At 59.0% G+C, this 25,024-nt stretch carries 17 protein-coding genes and 2 pseudogenes; 10 read left to right on the top strand and 9 right to left on the bottom strand.

Annotation, left to right across the window (positions count from 1 at the left end):
- Positions 1 to 151: 151 nt before the first annotated feature.
- On the bottom strand, positions 152 to 1,396 hold the full coding sequence (locus BN1263_RS01180; RefSeq protein ID WP_058978962.1) for an HlyD family secretion protein: 1,245 nt from the start codon (positions 1,394 to 1,396) through the stop codon (positions 152 to 154).
- Entirely contained in the window at positions 1,393 to 3,501 is a 2,109-nt protein-coding gene (locus tag BN1263_RS01175; RefSeq protein WP_058978959.1) for a peptidase domain-containing ABC transporter, read from the bottom strand. The genes BN1263_RS01180 and BN1263_RS01175 overlap by 4 nt, the downstream gene beginning before the upstream one ends.
- Before the next feature lie 397 nt (positions 3,502 to 3,898).
- Between BN1263_RS01175 and BN1263_RS01170 the strand changes: the two genes are divergently transcribed.
- From BN1263_RS01170 to BN1263_RS01155, 5 genes are all read left to right on the top strand, one after another.
- Entirely contained in the window at positions 3,899 to 4,165 is a 267-nt protein-coding gene (locus tag BN1263_RS01170; RefSeq protein ID WP_058978957.1) for a hypothetical protein, read from the top strand.
- Between the two features lie 112 nt (positions 4,166 to 4,277).
- Positions 4,278 to 5,363, top strand: a complete 1,086-nt coding sequence (locus tag BN1263_RS01165; RefSeq protein ID WP_080398755.1) for a lanthionine synthetase LanC family protein — start codon at positions 4,278 to 4,280, stop codon at positions 5,361 to 5,363.
- The gene (locus BN1263_RS01160) at positions 5,363 to 7,381 is read left to right on the top strand and encodes a lantibiotic dehydratase (protein ID WP_080398754.1); all 2,019 of its coding nucleotides are present in this window, start codon (positions 5,363 to 5,365) and stop codon (positions 7,379 to 7,381) included. The genes BN1263_RS01165 and BN1263_RS01160 overlap by 1 nt, the downstream gene beginning before the upstream one ends.
- A 209-nt stretch (positions 7,382 to 7,590) precedes the next feature.
- Entirely contained in the window at positions 7,591 to 8,142 is a 552-nt protein-coding gene (locus tag BN1263_RS20345; RefSeq protein ID WP_144435312.1) for a hypothetical protein, read from the top strand.
- A gap of 133 nt (positions 8,143 to 8,275) precedes the next feature.
- Entirely contained in the window at positions 8,276 to 9,142 is an 867-nt protein-coding gene (locus tag BN1263_RS01155; RefSeq protein WP_080398753.1) for a S41 family peptidase, read from the top strand.
- Positions 9,143 to 9,511: 369 nt separating this feature from the next.
- Here the strand turns inward: BN1263_RS01155 and BN1263_RS01150 are convergent.
- Positions 9,512 to 10,451, bottom strand: a pseudogene (locus tag BN1263_RS01150) (YifB family Mg chelatase-like AAA ATPase); the annotation flags it as partial.
- Between the two features lie 540 nt (positions 10,452 to 10,991).
- Between BN1263_RS01150 and BN1263_RS19870 the strand changes: the two are divergent.
- A complete protein-coding gene (locus BN1263_RS19870; RefSeq protein ID WP_251102154.1) occupies positions 10,992 to 11,915 on the top strand; it encodes an RHS repeat-associated core domain-containing protein in 924 nt (307 codons plus the stop codon).
- 587 nt (positions 11,916 to 12,502) lie between these two features.
- Here BN1263_RS19870 and BN1263_RS01140 read toward each other — a convergent pair.
- Together BN1263_RS01140 and BN1263_RS01135 are read right to left on the bottom strand one after the other, a co-directional pair.
- A pseudogene (locus tag BN1263_RS01140) lies at positions 12,503 to 13,032 on the bottom strand (cold-shock protein).
- 45 nt (positions 13,033 to 13,077) lie between these two features.
- Complete coding sequence (locus BN1263_RS01135; RefSeq protein WP_058978948.1) at positions 13,078 to 13,434, bottom strand: hypothetical protein; 357 nt, start codon at positions 13,432 to 13,434, stop codon at positions 13,078 to 13,080.
- A gap of 643 nt (positions 13,435 to 14,077) precedes the next feature.
- On the opposite strand from BN1263_RS01135, the gene BN1263_RS01130 reads away from it, so the two are divergent.
- From BN1263_RS01130 to BN1263_RS19860, 3 genes are all read left to right on the top strand, one after another.
- Positions 14,078 to 14,680, top strand: coding sequence for a DUF998 domain-containing protein (locus BN1263_RS01130; protein WP_058978946.1), 603 nt, complete (start codon positions 14,078 to 14,080; stop codon positions 14,678 to 14,680).
- Positions 14,681 to 15,263: 583 nt separating this feature from the next.
- Positions 15,264 to 17,573 (top strand): RHS repeat domain-containing protein, encoded by a 2,310-nt coding sequence (locus BN1263_RS19865; protein WP_186008941.1) that lies wholly within the window; start codon positions 15,264 to 15,266, stop codon positions 17,571 to 17,573.
- Positions 17,573 to 21,400 (top strand): RHS repeat domain-containing protein, encoded by a 3,828-nt coding sequence (locus BN1263_RS19860; protein ID WP_080398749.1) that lies wholly within the window; start codon positions 17,573 to 17,575, stop codon positions 21,398 to 21,400. Before BN1263_RS19865 ends, BN1263_RS19860 begins: the two co-directional genes overlap by 1 nt.
- A gap of 499 nt (positions 21,401 to 21,899) precedes the next feature.
- Here the strand turns inward: BN1263_RS19860 and arr are convergent, their stop codons facing one another.
- Both arr and ubiK read right to left on the bottom strand, forming a co-directional pair.
- Positions 21,900 to 22,334 carry an NAD(+)--rifampin ADP-ribosyltransferase gene (gene arr / locus BN1263_RS01110; protein WP_058978937.1) on the bottom strand — a complete coding sequence of 145 codons (435 nt, stop codon included), beginning with the start codon at positions 22,332 to 22,334 and terminating at the stop codon, positions 21,900 to 21,902.
- Positions 22,335 to 22,460: 126 nt separating this feature from the next.
- Positions 22,461 to 22,712 (bottom strand): ubiquinone biosynthesis accessory factor UbiK, encoded by a 252-nt coding sequence (ubiK, locus tag BN1263_RS01105; RefSeq protein ID WP_005411375.1) that lies wholly within the window; start codon positions 22,710 to 22,712, stop codon positions 22,461 to 22,463.
- A gap of 155 nt (positions 22,713 to 22,867) precedes the next feature.
- Here ubiK and BN1263_RS01100 point away from each other — a divergent pair, with 155 nt between their 5' ends.
- Positions 22,868 to 23,206 carry a P-II family nitrogen regulator gene (locus tag BN1263_RS01100; protein WP_005411374.1) on the top strand — a complete coding sequence of 113 codons (339 nt, stop codon included), beginning with the start codon at positions 22,868 to 22,870 and terminating at the stop codon, positions 23,204 to 23,206.
- 216 nt (positions 23,207 to 23,422) lie between these two features.
- On the opposite strand, the gene BN1263_RS01095 is transcribed toward BN1263_RS01100, so the two are convergent.
- Both BN1263_RS01095 and BN1263_RS01090 read right to left on the bottom strand, forming a co-directional pair.
- On the bottom strand, positions 23,423 to 24,232 hold the full coding sequence (locus tag BN1263_RS01095; RefSeq protein ID WP_058978935.1) for a S1 family peptidase: 810 nt from the start codon (positions 24,230 to 24,232) through the stop codon (positions 23,423 to 23,425).
- A gap of 91 nt (positions 24,233 to 24,323) precedes the next feature.
- Complete coding sequence (locus BN1263_RS01090; RefSeq protein WP_227844576.1) at positions 24,324 to 24,971, bottom strand: hypothetical protein; 648 nt, start codon at positions 24,969 to 24,971, stop codon at positions 24,324 to 24,326.
- Between the last annotated feature and the right edge of the window lie 53 nt (positions 24,972 to 25,024).

Below are 25,024 nucleotides of genomic sequence, written 5' to 3'. Positions count from 1 at the left end.
TGAGGGGAGGGCTTTGCCATGTCAGTCTGCTTCTGAATCACTGGGCCCCAAGTGACGCCTCAGCGTGGATGTCGTATCGGCCCCCTCGGGCCAAACCTGCAGCATTGCTAGAGGTAAGCGGAAGGAATCGCCGGGCCTCTGCGTGCTAGTTCTAACTGGCGCCGAACAGGCGCCCAGAGACAGAGTAAAGAGGTTCCAGCACCCATTCGTAGATCTTTCGTCTATCGCCAACGATGTCAGCGTCAACCCGCATACCCGGCCTTAGCGGCTCTTGTAGCCCATAGGCTTGGACGGTCTGGCTGCGCAGGGAAACAAGAACCTTGTAAACCGGTTCTGATACAGAAGCCTCCGCAGAGCTGATCGCGCTTCTGGAGATCTTCAGAACGCGACCTTCATGGGCTCCAAATTTCTGGTAGGGGTAGGCCTGATAACGCAGAAGGACTAAGTCCCCTTCCCGGACAAAGCCTATTCCCGAGCTAGGAACAAGAAGCTGAGCTTGTAACATAGACCCTTCAGGCAAAAGACTCAGGAGGGGTTCGCCTGCAACAACCGACTTCCCTGGCTCTACCAGCCTGCTGGCAATCAAACCTGCTACTGGCGCTCGAACCAAAACCTCTCCGCCGGCGCGTGTCTGCACCTGCTCCTGACGAAGCTGTGCCAAGTCGCCGTTTGCTCCGGCGGAAAGAGCTCGCTGGCGAAATGGTATCTCGTGGATGGATTGGCGAACATCACTCAGTTCTCTACTTAACGCAATCTTCTGTCGCTCAAGGACCTGCATGGCATTCGTCAGTTCAAGCACGGATTGCTCTTGCTGATTCAGCTGCACAATGCTCACGTACTGCTGGCCCACAAGCTGCCGATAGCGGCCCAGGACCTCATTGCCGATCCGGACCTGCTCCCGCCTAGTCCCAATTTCGAGGTCAAGGTTAGCGATCTCTCTAGCAAGCCCCTGCTCGCGATCCAGCAGGCCGGTTCGCTGCAGTATGATCTGGCTCGATTGAGCCTTCATGCTTTCACTAAGTTCGTTCTGCCTAATAGTCATCTGCTTCTGAACCACATCGAGAGAATCCTCGCCTGAGGCAATAGCACGAGGAATGCTCATCAGGACAAGGGCTGCACCGCTCCGCACAGACCCACCTTCCTCGACGGCCACGCTCGATACGAGACCACCTGAGGGTGCCACCACCGTAGCCAAACCCAAGTCAGGCACAAGTTGTCCCGTCACCCGGGATCTTTTGCTGTATTCCCCAAACCATCCGATGGAGATGATGCCTATCGCGGCAGCTAGTGAAATCAGCATTAGTACCCAGAGTTTCAGGGGCTGCGAGACAGATATCGTTCCAAGCCATGAATCGCGTCTAGCGTCTATCGCCTCCCTTCGAAAAAGTGCGCTCATGACGTCGCCTCCTCCACAAATCTGAGGGGCGAACGATCGTACTGAGCGACATCGCTTACCAGTCCGTTCTCAAGAACAATGACGCGATCAGCGCTAGCAATCGTCTCTGGGCGATGAGCCACAATGATGCGACTTAGGTCCATCTGTTTAACAGCCTCGTTCACCAAGTGCTCTCGACGCACATCGAGGTGACTCGTGGCTTCATCCAGGATCAGCAGTTTCGGTTTTCTGTAAAGAGCACGTGCTAGAACAATCCTCTGCTTCTGGCCACCCGATAGTGTGCTTCCCATATCACCAATCAGAGTTTCATAACCCATTGGCAGTCCGCTTATGTCCTCATGAATGGCTGCAAGCCTCGCCACTTCAAGGATCCTGTTCTCATCGATGTTGTCATCGAAGAACGAAATGTTCTCGCGAATCGATCCTGCGAAAAGCTGGTCATCCTGCATTACTGCACCAATCAATGAGCGGTATCTTGATACACCCATGTCATCGATGTTGTGGCCATTGACCTTGATTGTTCCTTCGATTGGTCTAAGGACGCTGAGGAGTAGTTTTATAAGCGTTGTCTTCCCCGCACCGGAAGCGCCAATGATCGCGACAGACTGACCGGGCTCTACCGTGAAGGAGCAGTTCCTTACAATCCAAGGTTCACCATCTCCATAGCGGAAGCTCAGCCCTTCAATCTCAAGTTTTACGCCACTACTTAGATCAATTCCATATCCGGGTCGATCGTCTGTTTCCGGTTCGGTGAGAACGACCTCCGCGAGTCTCTCTCCATGCAAGCGCAACATCCTGAACTCAACGGCGCGATCAATAAGTGCCGATACGCGCAATGCGAACTGGTCCTTATACGCGAGATAAGCTACAAGCATGCCGACGGAGAACACTCCCTTCATTGCAAGTGAGGCGCCGATCCAGATGACCGCGACCTTCTCCAGACCGAAGATCAGCTGATTCGCGCCGGTAAACAAAAGCGAGAATCTCGAGACCCAAAGATCACGTCCTATTGATTCGCTGACCAGGTTCTGGAACCCAGACTTTCGGCTGCCTTCCTTGCCACCGATCTTGATTGACTGGATGCCACGAATAGACTCCAGCAGAAAGCTTTGCTGCTTTGCTCCAGCCACTAGTTGCGCTTCAGTGCCTGATCGTAGGGGCATGAAGGAAGCAAGGCGGGCGATAAAGTACGTGCACAGTGCTAGCAATGTGACAAGAGTCAACTTCCAGCTGTAGATGGCCATTACTAGCAGCGTGATGGTCGCCATCAGGCCATCAACAAATACTTCGACGAAGGTCGTCGTCATGGTCTTCTGGATCGCCTGGATGCTGCCCATGCGCGACACTACATCGCCCAACTGCCGCTTCTCAAAGAAATCGAGCGGAAGTCGAGTCAAGTGTCGGAACACGCTTACCGTCCACTGCATGTTGACGGTGCTGGATAGATGCGTAATCGCCCAGCCTCGACAGATGCCAGTCGCAACCTGAAGAACAACCAATGCTCCGAAAGCCACGCCAAGGATGGTTAGAAGATCGCTGTCCGCTGACAATAATACGTAGTCGACCACCCACTGCATGTAGAAGGGTGCAACCATCGCCAACGTCTGGAGTGCGATGGATATGCCGAGGATCAATGCGAGGGCACGCTTGAGTCCAACTAAGTTTCCAGTCAGTTGTCGCAACGAGACCCGGCGCGGTGCTGGAGCCGCTTGAAAGTTCGTCGATGGTGAAGCTTCAAGAGCAATGCCAGTGAACTTTCTAGAGAACTCAGCGAGAGGCACCTTGTACCGACCAATCGCGGGGTCCAGCAACGTTGCCGATCGCCGCCCGACGTCGACAAGAACAACGAAGTGATTGAACTCCCAGTGCAGAATGCATGGAAGTGCAAGCAGCTTGAGCTGATCCATGTCCACCCTCAGGGGACGACAGTCAAGCCCCAGCCGACCACCAAGCTCAACAAGGCCATGCAAAGTCATGCCCCGAGCCGCATTGGGATAGGAAAGGCGCGCTTCTCGCAAGGACACCTTTCTTCCGAAATGACTGCAGACCATTGCCATACAAGCCAGCCCGCACTCGGCCGACTCTGATTGCCTCACAACATCCATGTACTCTGCTCCAACTGCTGATGGAGTCCGCGGCTTGCGGCGCACTTGCCGCTAATCGCGATCGAACTCCGGCCCTTGCGTGACAAGCCGGCAGCCACTCTTGAGCATCACAGTGCTGGTGTCAACTTCAATTTTTCCTTGCGTTCTCGAAGGTGATCTCGTAGGTTCATAGCGAACCTAATGATGCGCGGCACGGACGCCGAAAGAACATGCAAGGAGTGCCATGTGTGTAGTACACAGACTAGGCGTAGTCCCAGTCGGCATCACACAGAAGATTCGCTGTCGCCCACCGAGGCCAGCTCCATGCTTTGATCTCAGGCCATAGCTCTGGCCGCCACCAATTTGCCAGATGGACTGGCGAATGCAGGGACGTTTTGTCCAAGAAAAAGGAGTTGTCATGAACAAGAAGCTTGAGTTGAATGCGCGCAGTCTGCAGGGGTTGAGCGAAGAGGAAATGAAGCAGGTTGCTGGTGGAGGCTGGCTCACCGACATCATCGGTACGCCGTCGGTCTTCAGCTGTGGTGGCGACCAACCCACTGCTTGGTGCACCGCTTTCGGTGGCGGCGGCGGCAGCGGCGGTAACGGTGGCGGTAGCAGTGGTGGAGGCGATAACGATAGCCCGGCACCGACCACGATGAATGTCTGCAGCCCTGGTCCCGCCTAATTAGCAATTAGTCCATTTGGGAGGGGGCGTCCTGCCCCCTTCCTCGCGGCCGGACAGCTTGATCATCCGCTGGTCCCGCCCGAGTTGCGTTGAGTAGTTCTGGAATTTCTTGATGAACATCCAAGATAGCGCATCGGTTGTGGCAGCGATCGCGCGAGCGGTGGCACATTCGCCACCCAGTAGGACCGCCGAACTAGCGCGAGGGGATTCAGGTAGAGTCGTGCTGCTAGGAACGTGTCTTGCTCTAGATGGAGGACGCGATGAGTTAGCTCTCCTTTCCAAGGAGATCGACCGTGTGCTGCAACAACTGAAAGACGCTGAAATGGGGCCGGCACTCTTCACTGGGCTCGCGGGAGCCTTCTGGACGCTAAGGCACTTCGCCGCTTCCGCAGCGATCCAGCATCAATTGGACGGCTACGACAGCATTCTACTTCCCAAGCGGCTACTTCACGCGCCTTTGGATATGATCACTGGATTGAGCGGAATTGCCATCTACGCGGCAACCAGTGAGAAGTCACAACTCTCAAAGGCCTGTGCTCTCGAGCTTGAGACGATGTTGCATAGGCCTGTTCGTCCTGGTGAGGATCTCGGTATTTCCCATGGCGTGGCGGGCACGTTGCTTGCCAGCATTACGGTGGCGCGCCGAAAGGCGGCCGATGTGTCGGATCGCTTCTGTGCCGCGCTGCGCCGGGCTTGTGAAGATTATTGCTCGGTGATCGAGGAACAGAAATTCGTTGTCGGTTACAGCGCTAACGATGGAAAGTTTGGGCGGCTAGCGTGGTGCTACGGCCCGCTGTGCTCGGCACTAGTTCTTGCTGGGGCAGGAGTCCTGTTCAGCGAAGTGCGCTTCACTTCGGCGGCAATGGAGATCATGCGCGGAGTAGATGGGCGGGAAAGGCATCTATGGGGCGTCGAGGACTATGGTCTCTGCCATGGAATCGCAGGGGTTGCTCTGATGCTCTCCGAGATAGAGCGCCTCACGGGCGGATCCTTCAGCTCAACGAAGCTGGCTATCAATGAGGCAACGGACACTGCGACCGGCATCCTTCAGTCTCAGATAATCAGCTTGGGTCCAGATCAATCATGTGGTGAGTTCAGTCTCCTGGGAGGGCAGTGGGGCCTCCTGCTGTGGTGGATCACCCAGCGGTTCCCGGAGGCGCCAGCGTACTGGAAAGCTCTATTCGTAGGAGACATGTAATGTCGCTAATTTTCCAGCGTCGATGGAGTGGTTACGCTGCGAGCAGAATTCTCTCCGACGCCGGAGGCAGTATTCCCCTCCATGATGGTCTTGTTGAGAGTGATCTCTGGGATTACCAAGACTTTAGGGCCAGCCTTTCATTGGCGAACCCTTCCCTTCATGGTCGCCTTCTCTCAGGAGATCTGGATCGCCGATCCTTGGCATCCTTGGTCAAGTATGCATCTAGATTTGCGTTCCGGGCGACGCCCACTGGAATGCTTGGTTGGTTTGATCATGCATCTAGCGTCCATGCTGAAGGATACGTCGAAGTTCACCATTCCTCGTCTGTCGCAGGCGGGCAGGGTGCCTTAAACACCGATGTCAAAAGAATGCTCATCCTCAGCCCAACTGCCTATGTAGTTGATGGCGAGGTCAGATACTATTGCCGAGAGAAGGACGAGGCGAGAACAGAGGTTCTTGAGTGCATCTCACGCACGGAAGTTCTCGACCTCATACTTAAGCATCTCAGCGACAGCCACAAGGTCACTTTCGATGATATGCGTACCTTCGTGTCGGAGCTAGCAGATTGCTCTATTGAGGACGCTAGTAAGTATGTTTGCTCTCTCGAGAAGCGTGGCCTGCTCGTCGAGCTTAAGGCGAAGAAGCCCGGTCTCGGGAAGCCTCTGCGCTTATTCACCATTGATTCGGGCCAAGCTTTCCCTTCAGTCGTGTCTCTCTTGGATCAAGAAGAGACTGCCTTGGGGGGGCAGGACTTTTCAAGCAAACGGCCGCTCCACGTGATTTCTCGATTGTCATCTGCAGCCGAGCCCCCGCCCTCCCATATTGCGGAAGAAGTGAGGCAGGCAACGGCGGCGATCCATAGTTGCTCTGATCCACTTGCGCGTTTCAAAGCGGACTTTGAGCACAGGCACGGCGGCGCTTGGGTTCCACTTCTTATGGTCCTTGATGCCGAAGTTGGTCTACCCTTCTCGCCAAAGCTCGCCAAGGTTTACACACGCTCATCAGACCTCTCTGCGAGCGCGAGCGAAGTTGCCAGTAGAGTCCGATCTCGGTTGGACCGGCTTACGAACGAGTTCGAGATTCGTATTGACGACATCATCAAAGACGTCATGCGTAGGGGCGGTAGCGCCACCGGCGGCATAAGCTTGCTTGAAAAGAACTCAGGGGGGCGTGAGGTATACACACTACGGCGGTGGTCGAGCGCAGGCATCTTCAGGCCGGTCATGCGCGGACTTTCGGAGGATGACTCCCGCTTGTTGGAGATTCGAAGAGCGATCGCCTCCCATGAGAGGTCTGACCTCGTATTTGCCGAAGTGGTGGATATCGCGCCAGACTCGGTGGCGGACATCGCGCGCTATCCAAATTTCACAAGCCACGTCATTGATATCTCGGGTACTAATTCGGGTCCTAGTCAAAGTCGAATTTCATTGGGCCAATTGGAGGTCAGCGTTTGCTCTGGCCATGTCGTACTTAGGCTCGCAGGTACGTCGACTCAGGTCGTTCCATTGCTAGGGAATGCACTTACTCCTGGCTTGGATGGCGGAGCTGTATCCTCGTTTCTCAACCTCATCGAAATTCAGGAAGCGCGGGGATTCTCCGATGACTGGATACGATCAGTAAGTTCGGCTGAGTACCACCCATCCATCCTGTTTGGCTCGATTCAGTTATCCCCCGAGCAATGGAAGGTGGCTGCTTCTGACTTCATCCGTGATGGCCGAATGGAGTTGCCTAACGTATTGCATGGGAGGGCGCTGCCCAGATTCCTGCGCTACGGCGGCGGAGATAGGGTTCTCACTCTTGATCGGAAGTCGCATCACTCGATCTCGGTCTTCCACGAAGAGCTGGAACGAAAGGGTGAGCTCTGGATTGAGAAGAGCCCAAATCAGAACCCGTACTCCGTCTCTTCCGATCACGGCGAATACGTCGTTTGCGACTTTGCCGGAATGATTAAAGGACGGGGGGGCGTTTTGATCAGTTCCAGAGATCAGGGGATGAAGACTGGCTGTTCTTTGAGATGAAGGGCACAAGCGCTGGCCTCCGCGCTTGCGGCGCGAGAGCAATTTCAGAGGCCCTGGCTACGGTGCGAGATTCCGGAGTTACTCGCCCGAAATGGCACTACCTATTCTATGGGGTCACGTTGAGATTTCGTATCCATATTTCTCGTTGTCTTCATCAAAGGGTTAGGGAGGCTGTCCTTCGTAGCTGTATTGGCGCTGGCGGGCTGTCGATGCTTGACGTTTCCGAGAGGCGCTATCTTCCCGAGTTTTCGAGGTATGGCAGCCTTATTGATGAGGTGGAGGATTACTGGACATTTGACAGCGAGAGACGGCTTGCTGGGCTGCGCGCTGATGTCGCGAAAGATCACTCGCTTTCAGCAGTTCGTGCTGTGCTCCAGGTCGCGCAAGATCTCAGATGCGGGCGAGCGAAGTTGGTCGACAGATTGCTGCGGGCCCGCCGATACTTCCAGCAGGAGTTTGGTCTATCCGAAGAAGATAGGGCCTATCTGCGGGAGGTGCGGAACTCCACTCGTGGCAGTGCCGACGTCCTCGATCTGGTAGGTCGGCTTTGTGGTGCAGAGTCGGACCGTTCAATCGTGGAAGACGACGAGCATCTTGAGTCCCGCGCTAATGCAATCGAAGTCTTTTTTCACGAGATAGCTCACATTTCTGTCGCACGCCTCTCGGGTGCGAATCCTAGAAGGCGGGAATGGGCAGCCTACGAGACTATCCATTCGCTTGTTCAGCAATTTCAGGCGCAACACGCGCATCATAAATCCTAGTCTCGGACTAATTAACATTAATAGATTATCAGTAGCTTCAATTTCCGCGGCTGTCGCCGTCATACTGGCTGCGGCTTTGGTGTTTCAGGATAGAATCCGCACTCGAACCCCAGCGGGATTCGCCGGTGTTGCGATGGAGAAAATTGATGAGCGCTCTCCGTATGCTGCTGACCCTCGCTGGAATGTGGCCAAGAGCGAGCTTCGGCATTTGGTGAGTATGGGGGCCACGAAGTCCGATGTCATTCTGAAGATCAATGCGACTTTGCGTCTTCTAGGTGATGAGCACTCCATGCTGGTTGATCCTGTGACCGTCAAGGAGAAGATGTCTGCCTTCAAGGGCGACGGTACCCCTAGGCGGATTGAAGTGGCTTCGATCGACGACTATATGTACGTCAAGTTGCCTACACTCACTGAGTTCGACGAAGCGATTGCCGCGAAAGCCAACGCTGATGTCAGCAATGGGGGCGCTGCGGCGGAATGCGGGGTGATTCTGGATCTTCGTGAGAATGGCGGAGGCAGCATGTGGAAAATGATTTCTGCGATCGCACCGCTCGTAGGCGAGGGGCGACTCGGATACTTTGTTTCTGGGGATGGTACGCGCCAGGCTTGGGGGATCCGGGAGAACAGAGCTTTTCTTGGGGAGAAGTCGATGGGTGCAATTCCGGCTTATGGGAAATCCATGCTTTCCGATTTGCCGGTGGCTGTGCTCATTGGACCCGGTACGCTGAGCTCCGGCGAAGTCGTTGCCTCTGTCTTCTCTACGCGCAGCAAGGCACGCTTGTTTGGCCAGCCTACCGGAGGAATGGCTGACGCTAGGGAGGCATTCTCTTTGGGAGACGGGAGTATTCTTTTCCTTACTACGGCCAGGCTTGCCGGTCGTGATGGGGTTACCGTTCCTGGTCGTCTAAGGCCCGACGTTTGGATCTCTCAGGAACGATCTGAAGAGAAGGATCTCACCCTTGTCGCCGCCGAAGAATGGCTTCAAAGCGGCTGTCGATAGACCGTTAGGGCGCGATGTAGATCTCCACTAGCATTACTCAACCATAGCAGCTGGTCGCCTTTCGCTAGAGCGGTAGGAAGGGTCGATTGCTGCGTCCGGTAAGCATCCCTTGGCCGATACCGGTCAAGGGGACCCATGTCCTGAACGGCGAAATTTCTTTCAACGAACAAGAAGGGCATGTCCGCTCGCCCGTGCGGTTCGCCGAGATGACGCCTCGAAGGGGAAGTGCCTCAAGTAGCTGTCGTTGCACAGTTGCTTGGACCAAGTGCGAGGAGGGGCTTCATCAGTGTCTACCAACTCCACATGGATCGCGGTCCACTCGAGAAGGCTGTTCTGCTTCTGTAACGGGCCGAGAGTGCGCAATGCGAAAATGGTTGTCATACAACTTGACAGCCTAAGGGTGAGCTCATCAAGGAACAGGACTCCATGGTAGGCCAGTGATATTTCACCGGGGGCAGGGCGGGTTGCCCCCACCCACCAGCGCCGCCGCGCTCGCGCTGTGATGGGGCGCTCTAAAGGGCCGCTGCCGCCAACGTCTTGGGTCCAGCCCTTCGCCACTCACCGACGCAATCGCGGCAAGCTGCAGCGCCTCAGTCTCTTCGGTATCCGGCAACAGGCTGGGCAGGCGCGAGGCCAACAGTGTCTTGCCGCAGCCAGGACTACCGATCAACAACAGATGGTGCCCACCGGCAGCGGCCACTTCCAACGCGCGCCGTGCATGCGCCTGCCCGCGCACGTCGGCCAGATCGGGCAGTGGCAATGGTGTCGTGTCCACGCGCTCCACGGGTGGCAACAGGCGCGGATTGCCCAGCCCGGCGCAGCATTCCAGCAACGTACGCGCCACACGCACATCAGCGTGCTCGGCCAACGCGGCCTCTGCGGCATTCCCCGGCGGCACCACCAGAATGCGCCCGGCTTCGGCGGCTGCAATCGCGGCGGGCAGCGCACCGGCCACCGGCCGCAGCTCACCGGTCAGGCCAAGCTCGCCCAGGAACTCGTATTGCAGCAGCGACTGCGGATCGACCTGTCCGCTGGCCGCAAGAATTCCCAAGGCAATCGCCAGGTCGTAGCGACCACCTTCCTTGGGCAGGTCCGCAGGCGCCAGGTTCAACGTGATGCGCCGCTGCGGAAAGTCGAAGCGCGCGCAGAGCAGGGCGGCTCGCACGCGCTCGCGGGATTCGCGCACGCTGGTTTCCGCCAGGCCCACGATCTGGGTGGCAGGCAGGCCGCCGGAGAGATGCACTTCCACCCGCACCAGCGGGGCATCGACCCCGGCGCGTGCACGGCTGTGGACCAGCGCCAGGCTCATGTGTGGTTTCCTGCAGATGGATGTTCGATGGTGCGGCAGGTGAGCTGCGGCCAACCATCGGGAATTGCTGGTGAAGCGGCTAGGGGGATTCCGGCAGACGGTTGGGGCATGCCTTCCTCCTCTGCGGAAGCAAGATTCGGCCATCAAGTGAACGATGGACGCCAATTCGCCGTGCTACTCAAATTGACGTGCTACTCAAATTGAATAGCGTCGGTTACACATGGCCACGCATTTCCAAGCGCTACGCCAATTCCACTTGGGGCATCCAGGTGGTGCAACCATGGATGCTTCTGGAAAAACAGCGTGGCAACAGCCACCGCTTGATTCACATCGACTCGCATTGGTTTTCAATGTGACTTCCCCAGCCATCGGGGGCTGTGATATGAAGACGGAATCTTGCTGGAAGGCTCTTTCAAGGGGATGGGGGGAATGGAAACGTTTGAGGAGGCTGATCGTCGTGTTTCCCTCGTCCTTTGGGGGGTGGCGAAGCGCATTCCCGAACGGGGCCCCGTGGGGGCCTGACTCTGTTGCACACTAATGATGAGCCTGGCGCTGACGCCATCGGCAAGTGCCGAGACGGTCACCTACATTCATACCGATGCGCTTGGTTCGGTGGTTGCCGAGACCGACGCCAATGGCAACGTGGTCAAGCGCTATGACTACGAACCCTATGGGGCCGTTGTTGGCGGGCAGGTTGCGGATGGACCTGGATATACGGGACACGTGAGCGACGCTGCCACTGGGCTGAGCTACATGCAGCAGCGCTACTATGATCCCCAGTTGGGACTCTTCCTCTCGGTGGATCCGATCTCTACGCATTCAAGCACGAAACACTTCAATCGATACAGCTACGCTTATGGCAATCCGTACTCCTTCACCGATCCGGACGGAAGGGTTCCGGTAATGCCATTCATCTACGGCGCCGTCCTGGGCGGCCTCGCAGACATCGCGGTCCAGAAAGCCATGAATCCGGATAAGCCTATCGACAAAGTGGAGGCTGGCATTGCTGCTGCGGTTGGCTCAGTCTCCGGAGGCGCTGGTGGAGTGGCCGTTGCGGCAGTGGGTTCCGGCACGATTTCGGTAGGGCGTGCGGTTGCCATACAGACCGTGGTCAATGCGGTGGCGGGCGGTGCTGGCTCCGCCGCAGAGAGCGCAATCAAAGGGCAACCCATCACGGCGGAGGGCGTCGCTTCAAATGCGATTGGCAGTGCAGCGGGTGGATTGGCAGCCTCCGGGGTTGGCGTTGCCATGGGTGATTTCGCAGGCCCAGCTGCACGCGGATCACTCCAACGGCTGAGTCAATCCCGCGGCCCAGGTGGGCCGAACATGGCAAGTGCCACTGCGTCAACCGGAACTGCCATTCCCAGGCAATCGGCACTCCAGGGTGCGGCGTCCCAAGCGGGTCAGGGCCTGGCGGGAGCAGGGGCGACTATCGTGCAGAAGGAACTGGAGAAGAAAAAATGAGTCCCTTGTTGAAAGGCCTCATAGGCACTCAGCTTCTCGCTGCGGTCTTTGGCGTTTCTTACTTCGCAGTTCTCACGTACCGCAATTACCCGGACGCTATGCATACGGGATTGCGTATTTGGGGCTACTTCGCGGTGATCTTCCTATTCCTTCATCTGTTTCTTGCGCTGAAGCAGTGGTGGGAAAATTCGCGTCGAAGGCGATAGGCGTGCCCCCTTCCGTGATCTCGTTTGCACTAGAGAACAAGTCGCCCAATGGGCGGCTTGTGCTTTTTGCGGGGAGGTTCACCGGCCTTCAAGTGAAAGCATGCCAATCTCCACATTGGCTGCTGGAAAAGCTGCGTTCACTTCAAGTCCCTGGCGGCTTGCGAGTACTGATGGCCCTCTCGCTCGCCATGGGCCTGCCGGGGTGCGGGGAAGAGGTGGAGAGTTCAACGTATCCCATTGGCCAGACGGGAGAGACGTGCACCGCCTACAAGGGCTTCGACCGCCAGCCTCCTGAAGTAGTTGTGGCGGAGCTTGGCCCCTCGCGATCGAGCATCGGGCGGCCCCTTGCTGTTCAGACGCAGCGCCACTGTGAGCGTCAGCCTACGATGGCACTTCAGCGCTGAAGTAGTTGGTGGGATCGGCTTGGCGGTGTCCTCGGGCCCCAAGCAGACACCGCTGCTCATCCTGCACCAACCCATTGAAGCGCCCAAACCGGGCCTCAACCCACGAAGGCCCCGCGCTTTCCACCAGCAACCGCCCTTGGCTCTGGTGCAGATCCAGCCAGCGCTCGAAGCTGATGCGCAGACGTTCGATATTCGGTGCCCGCCAGCGGGCATCGGCAGGCATGCGGATCAGCACGCGCGAGGGCGCGTTCTCCACCTCCATCACCAGCACGCCTTGCACCGGATCTCGAAGGACGTCGCCCCGGCATGGCGCGTGTGCAGTTCAAAGCCCTCGCGGGCCTTCGCGGTCACGAAGCCGAGCGCATCACTGTGCAGCAGGCGGTAATCGGCCGGCTGCAGCTTCTGGTAGGCCCACACCTGATCGCCCGCGGGCTCGGGCCGCTCTACCCACATCGCGCCGATCACTGCGATGCACACCACCGCAGCGGCCACGCCCTGCATCTTCATACGTCACCCCGCACACAGGCAGAAAGGTCCGCGCCATAAGCGCGCTCAGTCCTTGGGGCGCATCCGCTCGTGGATGAAGGCGGTCAGCGCCAGATCGGCCATCACCAGCCCCTCCATCACCCGGTCGCCCACGTACTGCTCCGGCTCGCTGTTCTGGCGCGTGCGCTCGGCCGCCAGCAGGATCTCCTGCACGATGCGCTGGCCGGTGAGCGCGCAGTCGGCGTCGGACAACGCGATCTGCCGGCTGCGCAGGTGGTGCCGCTCGGGCCAGGGCTGGCCGTCGGCCGCAGCGCCCGCACCGATGGCGTGCAGGATGGCGATGAGGCTGTTGGGGTCCAGCGCAGGCGCGGGTGACGGTGCTTCCTGGATGGGGCGTGGAGGAGGGGAGTGCGGTGTGGTCATGGCGGGCTCCGTGCAAGCAGGCGGACGCCGCCACCGATAAAGGTGGCGGGCAGAGCGTGGCTCGAAAACCGGATGTTGGGAACCGGCGGGGACAAGACCCCCACGCCCCGCCCGCCATAGCCGGCAGACGGATTGCCAGCCGGCACCACGCGCGGTGGTGCCGGCTGGCAAGCGCAAACTACTTCCCAACAAAACGGGCTTTCGAGTCCCGACCACCGATGCACGGTGGCGCAGTAACGATTACCTGCTGTTGTTCGGAATGCCAACGGGTAGGGGTCAATGCCGCCAAAACCCGAGACGCTTTTGGCATTGTCGCATAGCACCGGAAGCGGCGAGAGCCTTGGCGTGCCAAGCGGAACGGCACTTCTGGAACGGAGTCGTCAGAACCTTCCGCCAGAGATGCAAGGCGCGGCAAATGCGACAGTACTCGCCCATCGGACATGTGTGATCGCCCATGCAACCGAACCGCTGCGACACCCGCTAGTTGGTTTAGATGACTTCTTGCCTATTGAACCTATCGAGCGCCACGCGCAATCTGACTACTGCTGTAGTCAATCAAGATCGTCCTGCCCGCAGTAGGAAGGTTCTGCAGTGTTCGATTGGATTCCACCCACTGGCGCAGGCCAAACAAGGACCACTGCACGTGTCACGCCGCAGCCGACTGCTTCTCTGCGCGGGTCTGGTCCCGCTTCCCTGGTTCCTGTTCTGGACCAGCGTTGCCGCCGTATTCGCGCCGGGCTACAACCCGCTTGCACAGCACGCCAGCGAGCTGCTGCAGGCGCCAACGCTTGCAAGCATCTGCGGCAGGATTGCGGCTATCGGCTCCGGTATGGGCTTCGTGGCGTTCTCCATCGGGGTATGGCGGGAGTCCGGCCGGCGGATTGCCGTAGGTGCAATCTGCTGGTTGGTCTTTGGCATTTCCATGCTGACCAACGGGCTCTGGCCCATGGGCCATCCGATGCACGGCTTCTACACCATCGGTATCGCAAACATCATTGCACCGGCGATGTCGCACATCGAATTGAGCGCATGGTCTGCCAACCGAAGGGCGTACTCCGTGACTGCTGCGGTGAGCGTCGTGAGCATCGTCTATCTCTGGTTGAACGTGGTGGGAGCGGACCCGGAGGGGTTCAGGGGGCTGACGCAGCGCCTGTTCTCGTCGATCAACTCGCTGTGGCCGTTCCTGGTTGCGTTGTATCTGGTGCGCAGGAGCTTCAATGAGCTGACGACGCATCCGGTGAATTGAGGGGTAGGCATGGGACGGACATGGAGGGCCATTGAGCGCGTGGAGCTGAGAATGTGGTGAAGATTCTTCGCCGTTGGCTGATCTACGTGCGAGTGCATCAGGATAACTTTGCTGCGTGCATCGTCGCTGGGTACGGAACCACTCGACGCTAGCGCTACGCCCTTGGCAATAGCGGGTGCTTGTCAAGGACCTTTCTCCCCTCAGACTACGGCTAGGTACCCAAGCTGATGCCGGCTGGCATGCGCGAACCTCATCACAACGGCGCGCTTTCGAGTCCCTACTGCCGTTGCAGGGTGGAAGTGGCGATTATCTGCCGTTGTGTGGAACGCCAAGGATTTGGTCGGAGACCGCCAGGGTCCTAGTCGCTTTTGGCGTGGGCGCATAGCGCGGAAGTTGTGCAGATTCGTTGGGGACCCGTGTTCACGGATCCTGGAAGTAGGAGAATTCCTACGGCGAGTTGCGGCGTTCACTGACCTGTGCGTATCGAAATCTCAGTGCAGAATCGGCGTCGCTGCATGAACGGATTGTTCATTTTCGCCAGGGGAACGTTATGGGATCCAGGTGGTTGCGGTTCGCACCAGTATTGCTGTGCCTCGTTGCTTCGTCTGTTGCTGCCCAGCAGCTTGTGCAACCAGAATCGGAGTACGCGAATAAGGTGGGCAAGGCACAACAGATGGGGCGCCTTGACGAAAAGACCTTCGGCGAGAACATCTCACTGTTCAATGGTCAGCTCAGCTTTTCGGTAACCGATATCGCGATCCCAGGAAATGCCGGACCTCCAGTGGAACTGGTTCGGAAGCGCTCGATAAGCGAGCGCTATCTCTATCAAGACAGCAAACCTGGCGATCTTGCCGGCTTCTACGATTGGGACATCGATATTCCGCATCTTGAGGGCGTGTTCAGCAGCCGTGGGTGGGTGGTTGGGCCCGACGACGACGCTTCGCGCTTTCAAAGGTGTTCCCAGCAGAAAAAGCCCTACATCGGCGACGGCATGGGCAGTTTTCCGGAAGCCGCATTCTGGAATGGATATGGATTGAATCTCCCCGGCGATGGAACATCGCAGTTGTTGGTGGCTTCTGCTGGCGTGCCAATGCCTGCCGATGGGCTGACGTATGCATGGGTAACGACGGGTAATGTCCGGATCCGTTGTCTGCCGCAGACGCAGAATGGAGTACCGGGCGAGGCCTTTCTTGCATTGGCGCCGGATGGGACCAAGTACTACCTGAACTGGGTGGTCACCCGGGAAATGCCGTTGTTCAGCTACAGGGACAATCCGCTGGCACCGACCCGCGTTCTTTCGCGCAGCCATGTGTTCTTTCTGGCGACTCGGGTTGAAGATCGCTTCGGCAACTGGGTCAACTATGCCTACTCAGGCGACAAGCTCACCTCGATCAGCAGCAGTGATGGGCGATCGATAAGCATTGCCTACAACGGCGAACGAATCTCCAGCGCTTCGGCAAATGGTCGCACGTGGACCTATCAGTACCGCGAACCAGGTGCCCTTGGATCGGGCATCGACGGTGGCTTGGCGGCGGTTGTGCAGCCTGACGGCACTCGCTGGACCTACACGGTTACAGGCACCCTCAGGCCGCCCACGTTTGGTCCTACACAGGAAGGGTCAGAATGTGATCCGCGAATGGGAACCGTATACGGACCCTACAGTTACACCGTAGGTCACCCATCAGGTGCCACCGCAGCCTACTTGCTTGCCTATCGCTATTTTTACCGGGCGACAGACATAAGCCCCTGCTCGTCGCCGGAACAGATTCCCTATACCGGCGTCTGGAGCCTGCAGCAGCGCACGATCACGGGCGCCGGCCTGCCTACGATGGCGACGTCCTACTCCTTCCAAGACGGATTCTCCGCCGGCGGTCGATGGACGACGATTACCCAGCCGGACAGTAGCGTCGTGAGCTATCGTTTCGGGGTGCGGCCGCGCATCGATGAAGGAAAGATTCTGGAAACGCGCACCGCCAACGCTGCAGGAGCCACGCTGGAGGGTGTGACCTACCAATACCTGGCCAAGGAAGACGCCGCAGGGCAGTTCATTCCTCTAGTGGGGCAATCGCTGAGCATCATGACGCCCGCGGAGGGCCTCATCCAGCCGCAGAAGCTGGCAGTAACCCTCCGCGAGGGGACGTCCTACACCGAACGGGTAGATCGCTTCGACGCATTCGCAAGGCCGGTGGAAACCTATAGTGGCAGCGATGTCGGTGTATCCAAGGACCGGACCACGTTCCATGACGATCTCTCTTCCTGGACATTGGGACAGAAGGCGCGTGTCGTCGATATCGACACGGGGATCGAGCAAAGCCGGACTGAGTACAATGCCCAATCGCTTCCACAAGCAACGTGGCTGTTTGGCAAGCTGAAACAGACGCTTGCGTACGACCCATTGGGAAACGTGGTGCAGGCGAAGGATGGCAACGGCAACATTACGCAGATGCAGGACTACAAGCGGGGTACTCCCCGCCGTGTTATCTACGCGGATGGCACCAGCATCTCTGCCACGGTAGACGACAATGGCTGGTTGCTGAGCAAGACCGACGAAACATCAGCAACGACGGTATTTGCCTACGATGCGATGGGACGCGTGAGTCTGATCCGCTATCCGTCGGATGACACCGTTGGCTGGAACGATACCGTCATCAATCACCAACGTACTGCCGGTACTGAGCGAGGCTTGGCTGCTGGTCATTGGCGAGAAATCGAGGCAACAGGGAATGCGCGTCGGATTACCTATCGCGACGCACTCCTGCGTCCAGTGCTGAGGGAGGAGTACGACGCGACAAGTCGAAGCTCCACGCTGATGCAGGTGATTAGCGCGTACGACCACGCTGGAAGAACCACCTTCCAGTCCAATCCGGGCCGCTATCGTCTGGGGGAGCCGTGATGAGCATCCTGATGAATTCGGCGCTCACTGAGCGACTGGGCTGGATTCGTGCCATGGCAGTGGTGGTTCTGGTTCTGGCAGCCAGCCCCGCCGCGTATGCCCAGGCATGGGTGAAGCTGACCGGCCCCGCACAGACGGTGTATACCGCGCCCGCTACCGTCAGCATGACGGTCGGGTATGGCAGCACCAACGGCGGATCAAAATCGGAGTACATCGACAACGTACGCCTGACACAGAACGGAGTTCTGCTCAGCAATTTCGCCAACGGAACCTACACCGTTTACGGACTCCCACCTGGTACGTACCAGTACATGCTGACTGCCCAGGGCATCCGCAATCTCAACGGTGAGGAAATTGTCCGGTCGTTGCAGAGCGGACCGGTGGTCATCACGGTCAATCCACCGCCTGCACCCGTGGATTCCGCTGAGAAGGTTGCTGCATCGCTCAATACAGATCGGGTGGTCGCGGGGCAACCGTTCGTCGCAACTGTGACCATGAGGAACACGGGCGAGACCACCTGGTCACCGGAGGGAGGCTATGCGCTGAGCATGCCGGACAACGGGCTGGTCTACTGGAACGCAGCGAGCTCAGCCGTTCCTGCGGTCATACCTCCCGGTCAAAGCGCCACTTTCAACGTCACGCTTACACCCAGCACAGGGGCTGCCAATGGAGGCTGGTATGGCGTGACTTTCCAGATGCAGCGGAATGGAAGCTGGTTTGGTCTGAGCACGGGCCAGATTGGCTTCTTTGTGTGGCAGCCGGTGAACAGCGCCGAGTTTCAGAGTCAGAGCGTTGCGCCTGCAATGAAAACGGGTAGCACCCAGACGGCGTTTGTTAGGATGAAGAACACGGGCGATACGGTGTGGCAACCGGGTAGCCATTGGTTGGGGGCGCAAAACCCGACCGATTCCACCCAATGGGGAGCGGCGCGTACCGCGCTCCCACGAGCCGTAGCGCCAGGGGAAGTTGTGGATATCGCTGTCCCGCTGCAGGCGCCAGCGACGCCAGGAAACTACAACTTCCAGCGGCAGATGTGGGCGGATGGCAAAGGATGGTTTGGCCCTGCGACGTCGAATGTAGTGATCAGTGTGGCGGCACCGGTAAACAATGCGCGTACGGAGGAGGGAGGAGGCATCCCGGTTGAAGTGCAGGCAGGGAGCACTGTCCAGATGCGTCTTCGCTTTCGAAATACTGGCGAGACGACCTGGAGCAGTGGTGCAGGCTACAGCCTTGCAACGGAAAGCCCTTCGGACAATACCGTCTGGGGTGCAGCGCGAATCCCCCTGCCGCATGATGTTCCAACGAATGGAATCGTCGAGTTTCTGTTCTCCATAACTGCGCCATCAACGGCGGGTCAGTACCCTCTCCAGTGGAGGATGAATCAGGAAGGCGTTGGACGCTTCGGAGACGCTACCGCCAACACAAATACTCGCGTCGTCCTTCCACCATTGAAAGGTGTCTGGACCGAATACGATGCACTGGGGCGGGTGACATCGATTTCAAAGGATACTGACGCGGGACTCGCAACGACCGTTGTGGCCTACGAGCCCGGGAATCGGAGAGCGACGACCGACCCTCGGGGAGCCACTACGAGATTCCAGTATCAGGCTTTCGGTTCCCCTATCCAGTCGGCTGTGATCGCAATCAGTGCGCCCGAGGGGCAGTTTACTGATATCCCCCGCGACAGATATGGGCGCCCGACGGCCATTGTGCGTAGGGATGCTACTGGCAGCATCCAATTGCGCAGAACTCTGGTTTACGGCGAGGGCGGAAGCCTGTGCAAGTCGATCGAACCGGAGTCTGGCAGCACAGTGATGGGATATGACGGCGGGGACAATACCATCTGGACAGCGAGCGGCTTGGACCTTCCGGATCCGGGCAACTGCGATATAGCTGCCGCCCATGGCTCGCCTCGTCGTGTCGATCTGACTTATGACGCTCGCAATCGGGTGTCTACGCTCTCCTTCCCGGATGGCAATGGCAATCAAATCTGGACCTATGCCGCAGATGGGTTGCCTGCGCGCATCTCTACGGCTAATGACGGAGGAGCAAATCACACCATCAATGCCTACAGCTACAACAAGCGCAGGCTGCTGATTGGAGAGTCGAGTTCACAGGAGGGATGGTACACGTGGGGACTTGGCTATTCCTACGATGCCAACGGCTCGCGTAGCGGGATCCAGTATCCCAGTGGCCTGTATGTGGCCTTGGCGCCTGATGCTCTCGGCCGGGCAACCCGGGTTGGAGACTACGTGCTTGGCGCGTCCCATCACCCGGCAGGTGTTGCAAGCCGCTTCACGTATGGTAATGGCATCAGGTTCGAGCAGGACCTGAACGTCCGAGGGCTCCCGGCGCGCCTCAGTGCGCTTCCGAATGTCAGTATTCTGAACTACGACTACGATCTGAATGGAAACGTTGTCACGATTGCCGAAATCGGACAAGGAAGCCGCAGCCGCACGATGATGTATGACGGTTTGGATCGTCTCACCCAGGCCACCTCCGCCGCCTTTGGGGGGGATGGTGTTGTTCGTTTCACGTATGACGTCTTGGACAATATGCAGAGCGCAAAGCTTGCGGGTGGCAAGGATCATTCCTACTACTATGACCAGCACAATCGTTTGACCAACGTCAGATCCAGTGCTGATGCGACAACGATGGGGCTGTCCTACGACGTGCAAGGCAACCTGTCGATGCGAAACGGGCAGAGCTTTGTCTTCGACATAGGCAATCGAATGAGACTGGCGCCGGGCCCTGAGACATACCGCTACGATGCGCATGGTCGGCGCGTACTGGCATGGTTGCAGGGTAGTGGTTCCATTCACTCGATGTACGACAGGGAGGGAAGGCTCCGTCGCCAGCAGAGCGAGCGTGATGGGACATCCAGAGAGTACCTCTACCTGGGAGAGCTGCTAGTCGCGACATTGGAGACTGGAAGTGATGGCGTGACCCGGCCCAAGTACCAGCATCTCGATGCGCTGGGATCGCCCGTTGCGGTCACAGACACGGCCGCAGCCGTAGTCCAGAGAAGCGTTTACGATCCTTATGGGGAATTGCTGGAGCGCCCTCTTGCTGATGGCGTCGGCTATGCTGGCCATGTGAGCGACAGCACTAATGGTCTGTCCTACATGCAGCAGCGCTACTATGATCCGCAGGTGGGGCGGTTTCTGTCAGTGGACCCAATCGCTGCCCATAGAACTCCAGCGGGATCGTTCAATCGTTACTGGTACGCCGACAACAATCCGTATAGATATATTGATCCTGATGGCCGTTCCAGCATGAATCTGTTCGGCGACCACGATCCGGCGGGATTAAGGAGGGCTGGAGACGCGGTAGATTCACGCTCAATGTTTACGCTCACCGCTCACGCAAATCCAGATCTGGTACAGGACCAGCGCAACTCAACGCGCTACACGGACTTCAAATCGTCGGAGTCCCTTGATCGCGCTCGAAGTGACTTCGGCTTGAAACGTGGGCAAACCGTATTCATGGCTGCGTGTCATTTAGGCGTGGCCCCAATAGGATTGAACAAGTCAATTGGCCAGCTATGGGCCGATCTGAACGATTCCACCGTCTATGCGCCGAGTGGTTTTGTCATGTATCCCACAAACTACTCAGGTGGCCCTGTTACCCTGCGTGTTAACATGCAGCAGGACGGCAAGGGCGCGCCAGGTGTCTGGAATCGATTGACTCCAGGCGGTACGGGAAGTTCAGGCCCAGCCATCAAGACGATTCGATTCAATGCAAACGGCTCGACGACCATAACATTTGCTGGATCACAGACTGGAAGTAGGCTTCCTCTTACTCAGACCATCGGAAAACCAAAATGACAAGCCTTAAGGCTTCGTTGCCAGCTTGGCTGATGTTGCTTTTTTCGGCATGTGGCAATTCCGGAGGAACCTCTTCCGAGAAAGCCACAGGCGATGTGATCGCAGGGAGCAGAAGCGAAAGCTACGGCCCCGAATCCGCAGCACAGATGGAAGCCAGGGCCCGCTCTGGCGATGGGCACGCTCAGGGGTTGGTGGAGAATCACTACCGCGAGATAGGCAATGCAGCCCTCTATAGGCAATGGATGGAGGAGGGGGTTTCGAGAGGAGATCCTGCGGCGATGCAGCGCCTCGCTTCCCATCTCATTTCGTTGGGGGGGAGGGAGAATTGCCGCCGGGCTGAGGTGATGCTGGTGCGGGCGCGCGCGCTTGTGACAGACGACGATGCGTCGTTCCTTGGAGCGCTCGACTCCACGATGCGACGGCTGAAGGGCGAGCTACCGGGTAGCACACCCTGCAAATAGCGGCCGCAGGGAAGCGCTGATCTTCCTCCTTATCAGTGTCAGTTGATGATCTCCCCACTCCCCGAAGCAACAAACGCCTTCAACTGCCGAACGAATTCCGCGTCGTAGAGCTCCCACTCCACAATCTCCCCAACCACCCGCAACGGCTGCGCACTCCGATACGACCGCGTCGGGTTCCCGGGAAACTTCTTGTTGGTCACGTTCGGATCGTCCTCGAACGGCCCGGTCGGCTCCACCACATACACGCGCGGTCGCCCTTCACCGCGAGCCATCTCCGCAGCCAGCCCGGCGCCCTTGGGAATCGTGGTGAAGTAGATGTGGTTCATCACCACGCTGTCGCGATAGTTGGAGCGGAAGCCCGCGCTCAGCAGCTCGCCCACCGCCAGATCAGCGCGGGTGCCGTGATAGAACGGGCCGGCGATCTGGTCGCAGGTGTCATGCGAAACGGGTGTCCAATCGGTGTCCTGCGCCATCGCTGCTGCCCCTCTCTGTGCTGCCGGATCGACAGGCCGGCGAGTCTAGGGCGTCCGGTGGGCCTTGCTGCAAGGGCCCATCCGGGAAATAATCTGTAAACGGGAGGCGCAGTGCGCCTCCTTTTTTCATTCTGCGGCGCCGCGCCCTTCCAACTCGCGCACGGCCGTTTCCAGCGCGTCCAGCTTTTCGCGGGTCTTCAGCAGCACGGCGCGCTGCACTTCGAACTCCTCGCGGGTGACCAGGTCCAGCTTGGCCAGGCCGGCCTGCAGCGCGCTCTTGAAGGTGGCCTGCAGTTCCTCGCGCGATTCGCGCAGGCCCGGCGGCACCAGGTCGCTGAGGCGACGGGCGAGGTCATCGATTTGATTCAGGTCGATCATGGGGTGCTCCGTGGGGGTGGGCCCGTGCATCCGGCGCGGGCAGGCCGTTCGGGCACAAGGATACTGCCGGCACCCACTGCCCGGACAGGCGGCAGCGGCTTCGCACGGGCCGCGTTCAGGCGCTATCCTCCACGCCGGAAAACAGGAGATAGACGATGAAGATGGTCATGGCGGTGATCAAGCCGTTCAAGCTCGACGACGTGCGCGAAGCGCTGGCCGAGCGTGGGGTCACTGGGATCACGGTGACGGAAGTGAAGGGCTTTGGTCGCCAGAAGGGCCATACCGAGCTTTACCGTGGCGCGGAGTATGTGGTCGATTTCCTGCCGAAGGTGAAGCTGGAAGTGGCGGTGACGGATGACCAGGTGGAGGCGGTGGTTGAGGCCATCGTGAAGGCCGCCGGCACCGGCAAGATTGGTGACGGCAAGGTGTTCGTGTACGACCTGGGCAGCGTGGTGCGTATTCGTACCGGTGAGCTGGACGCGGACGCGTTGTAAGTGCATCGCCGGATGCGCGAACGCGACTGGTCCCGGGAACGCTACGGGGTAGAGTCGACTGTTAGTCGACTATCGCGCGCAGCGCGGGCATTTCGGTCACGGACGGGAAGAGCAGTCGACTAACAGTCGACTCTACCCCGTCAGGCATTCAATGCCACCAGGCTATACGGCTCTGTCGCTTGGCCGGCGGGTTGCTTGAGTCGAGCAGACTCGACTCTACGGCGCGGTGCGTATCATGGTGTCGATCCAGTCGGCATAGCGCGAGATGCGCACGTTGTGCACCACCTGCCCGTAGTAGCCGGCTTCAAGCGCATGCTCCGGCACTGCGGTGATCCACGAGCCCAGGCCGATCAGCTCCCAGCCATGAGCGCCGTGGATCATCAATGGGCCGCCGCTGTCACCGCTGCCGAGCACGCCCTCCAGTGGCAGGCCGCCGTCGGGCCCGTCGAATCGATACCAGAGATAGCGGCCATTGCCACCTGTCACTGCGTTTTCGGCGCGGCGCAGTACGCCGCGGTGCGATCCACCCGGCGCCAGCCCGGTCATGCCGGTGCCCGTGGCCCCCTTGCCGACCAGAGTAGCGATCTTTCCCGCTTCGGCCTGCCCGCGATAGAGGCGAACCGGCGCAACGTCGCTGACCGGTGCGGCCAGCTGAATCAGGGCGATGTCATCGGAGGCGGCCAGGAAGGCGTGGATGGGGCCTGGGTTGCCTGACACCAGCGCCGCCTGGCCAAGCGCTTCGGGCATGCGCCGGTAACCGGGATGCACGAACACGCGCTCGACACGGTACGGGCGACCGTTGATCTGCACCTCGGTGTCCATGCCTTCCATGGGCGCGGCGTGTGCGGCGGTCACCACCCAGCGCGGCGCGATCAGGACGCCGTGGCCCTCCCCGGGCAGGTCGGTCAAGGCCGGGAATGCGGATGCCGGTACGCGGTAGGCGCTGTCATCCACATCGCTGCGGATGACAATGGCGTCGGCGGAGAAGGGCAGGGTAGCCCAGGCGAGAAGAAGCCAGCGGCGCATGGTTCGCAGTCTTGTGCGTGGAAGGCCATGACCCTAGCCGGGATCGGATGGCGCGAACACCCGTGTGCGACGAAGTGCCGTCCCGGCGTGATCAACCGGGCGGAATGAGGGGTGACGACCGCCACTCCGGCAGACCGAGCGCGCGGCGGGTGCGCGTCACGATGGCGCCGATCTCTGCCTCGAAGCCGCCATCAGGTTGCAGCAGCGGCGTGAGTTCGGCACAGCGTTGCTTCAGCACATCGACCCATGGCGCTGGGTGGGTCTCCGTAGCGGCCAGTGCCAAGTGCCTGCGACCCTCGTCGTAAGCGCCCGCCAGCCCGGCAGTGATGCCCGCATGGATGTGTTCGCGGATGCCCGGTTTGGGGTGATGACTCATCAATGTACGCACGTGCCCCGGGGTGGGAAAGCGGTCACGCAGGGCCATTACCTCGGCTGCGGCCTGCTCGGCCAGTGTCTGTGCGGCCGAGGCAAACTCGGCGGTCTCGGTGAAGGGTTGGAATCCGGCAACGCGGCCGCCCACGTCGAAGGACAGGTAGTCCTTTTCTTCCCAGAGCCAGCAGGCGCCGACATTGAGATAGCTGCCCCTGTCCCATGCCGAAGGCTGGAACTCGACCACCCCGACCCACCAGCCCTGGTCGTCAAGCCAGGTGCGCGAACGGCCTTTCTGCACGCAGCCCAAGGGGCGCAGTATGGATCTTGCGGCTGCAGTCAGCAGGCGGGTGTGTTCAGGTGTCGGCATCCCCAGCATCCTTGCGAGTGGCGTGCCGACGAGTATCGCAGAGCACATCGGGC

Origin of the sequence: Stenotrophomonas thermophila (assembly GCF_001499715.1) — a bacterium.
GTDB lineage: Bacteria > Pseudomonadota > Gammaproteobacteria > Xanthomonadales > Xanthomonadaceae > Stenotrophomonas > Stenotrophomonas hibiscicola.
This window is presented reverse-complemented; position numbering and strand designations above follow the sequence as displayed.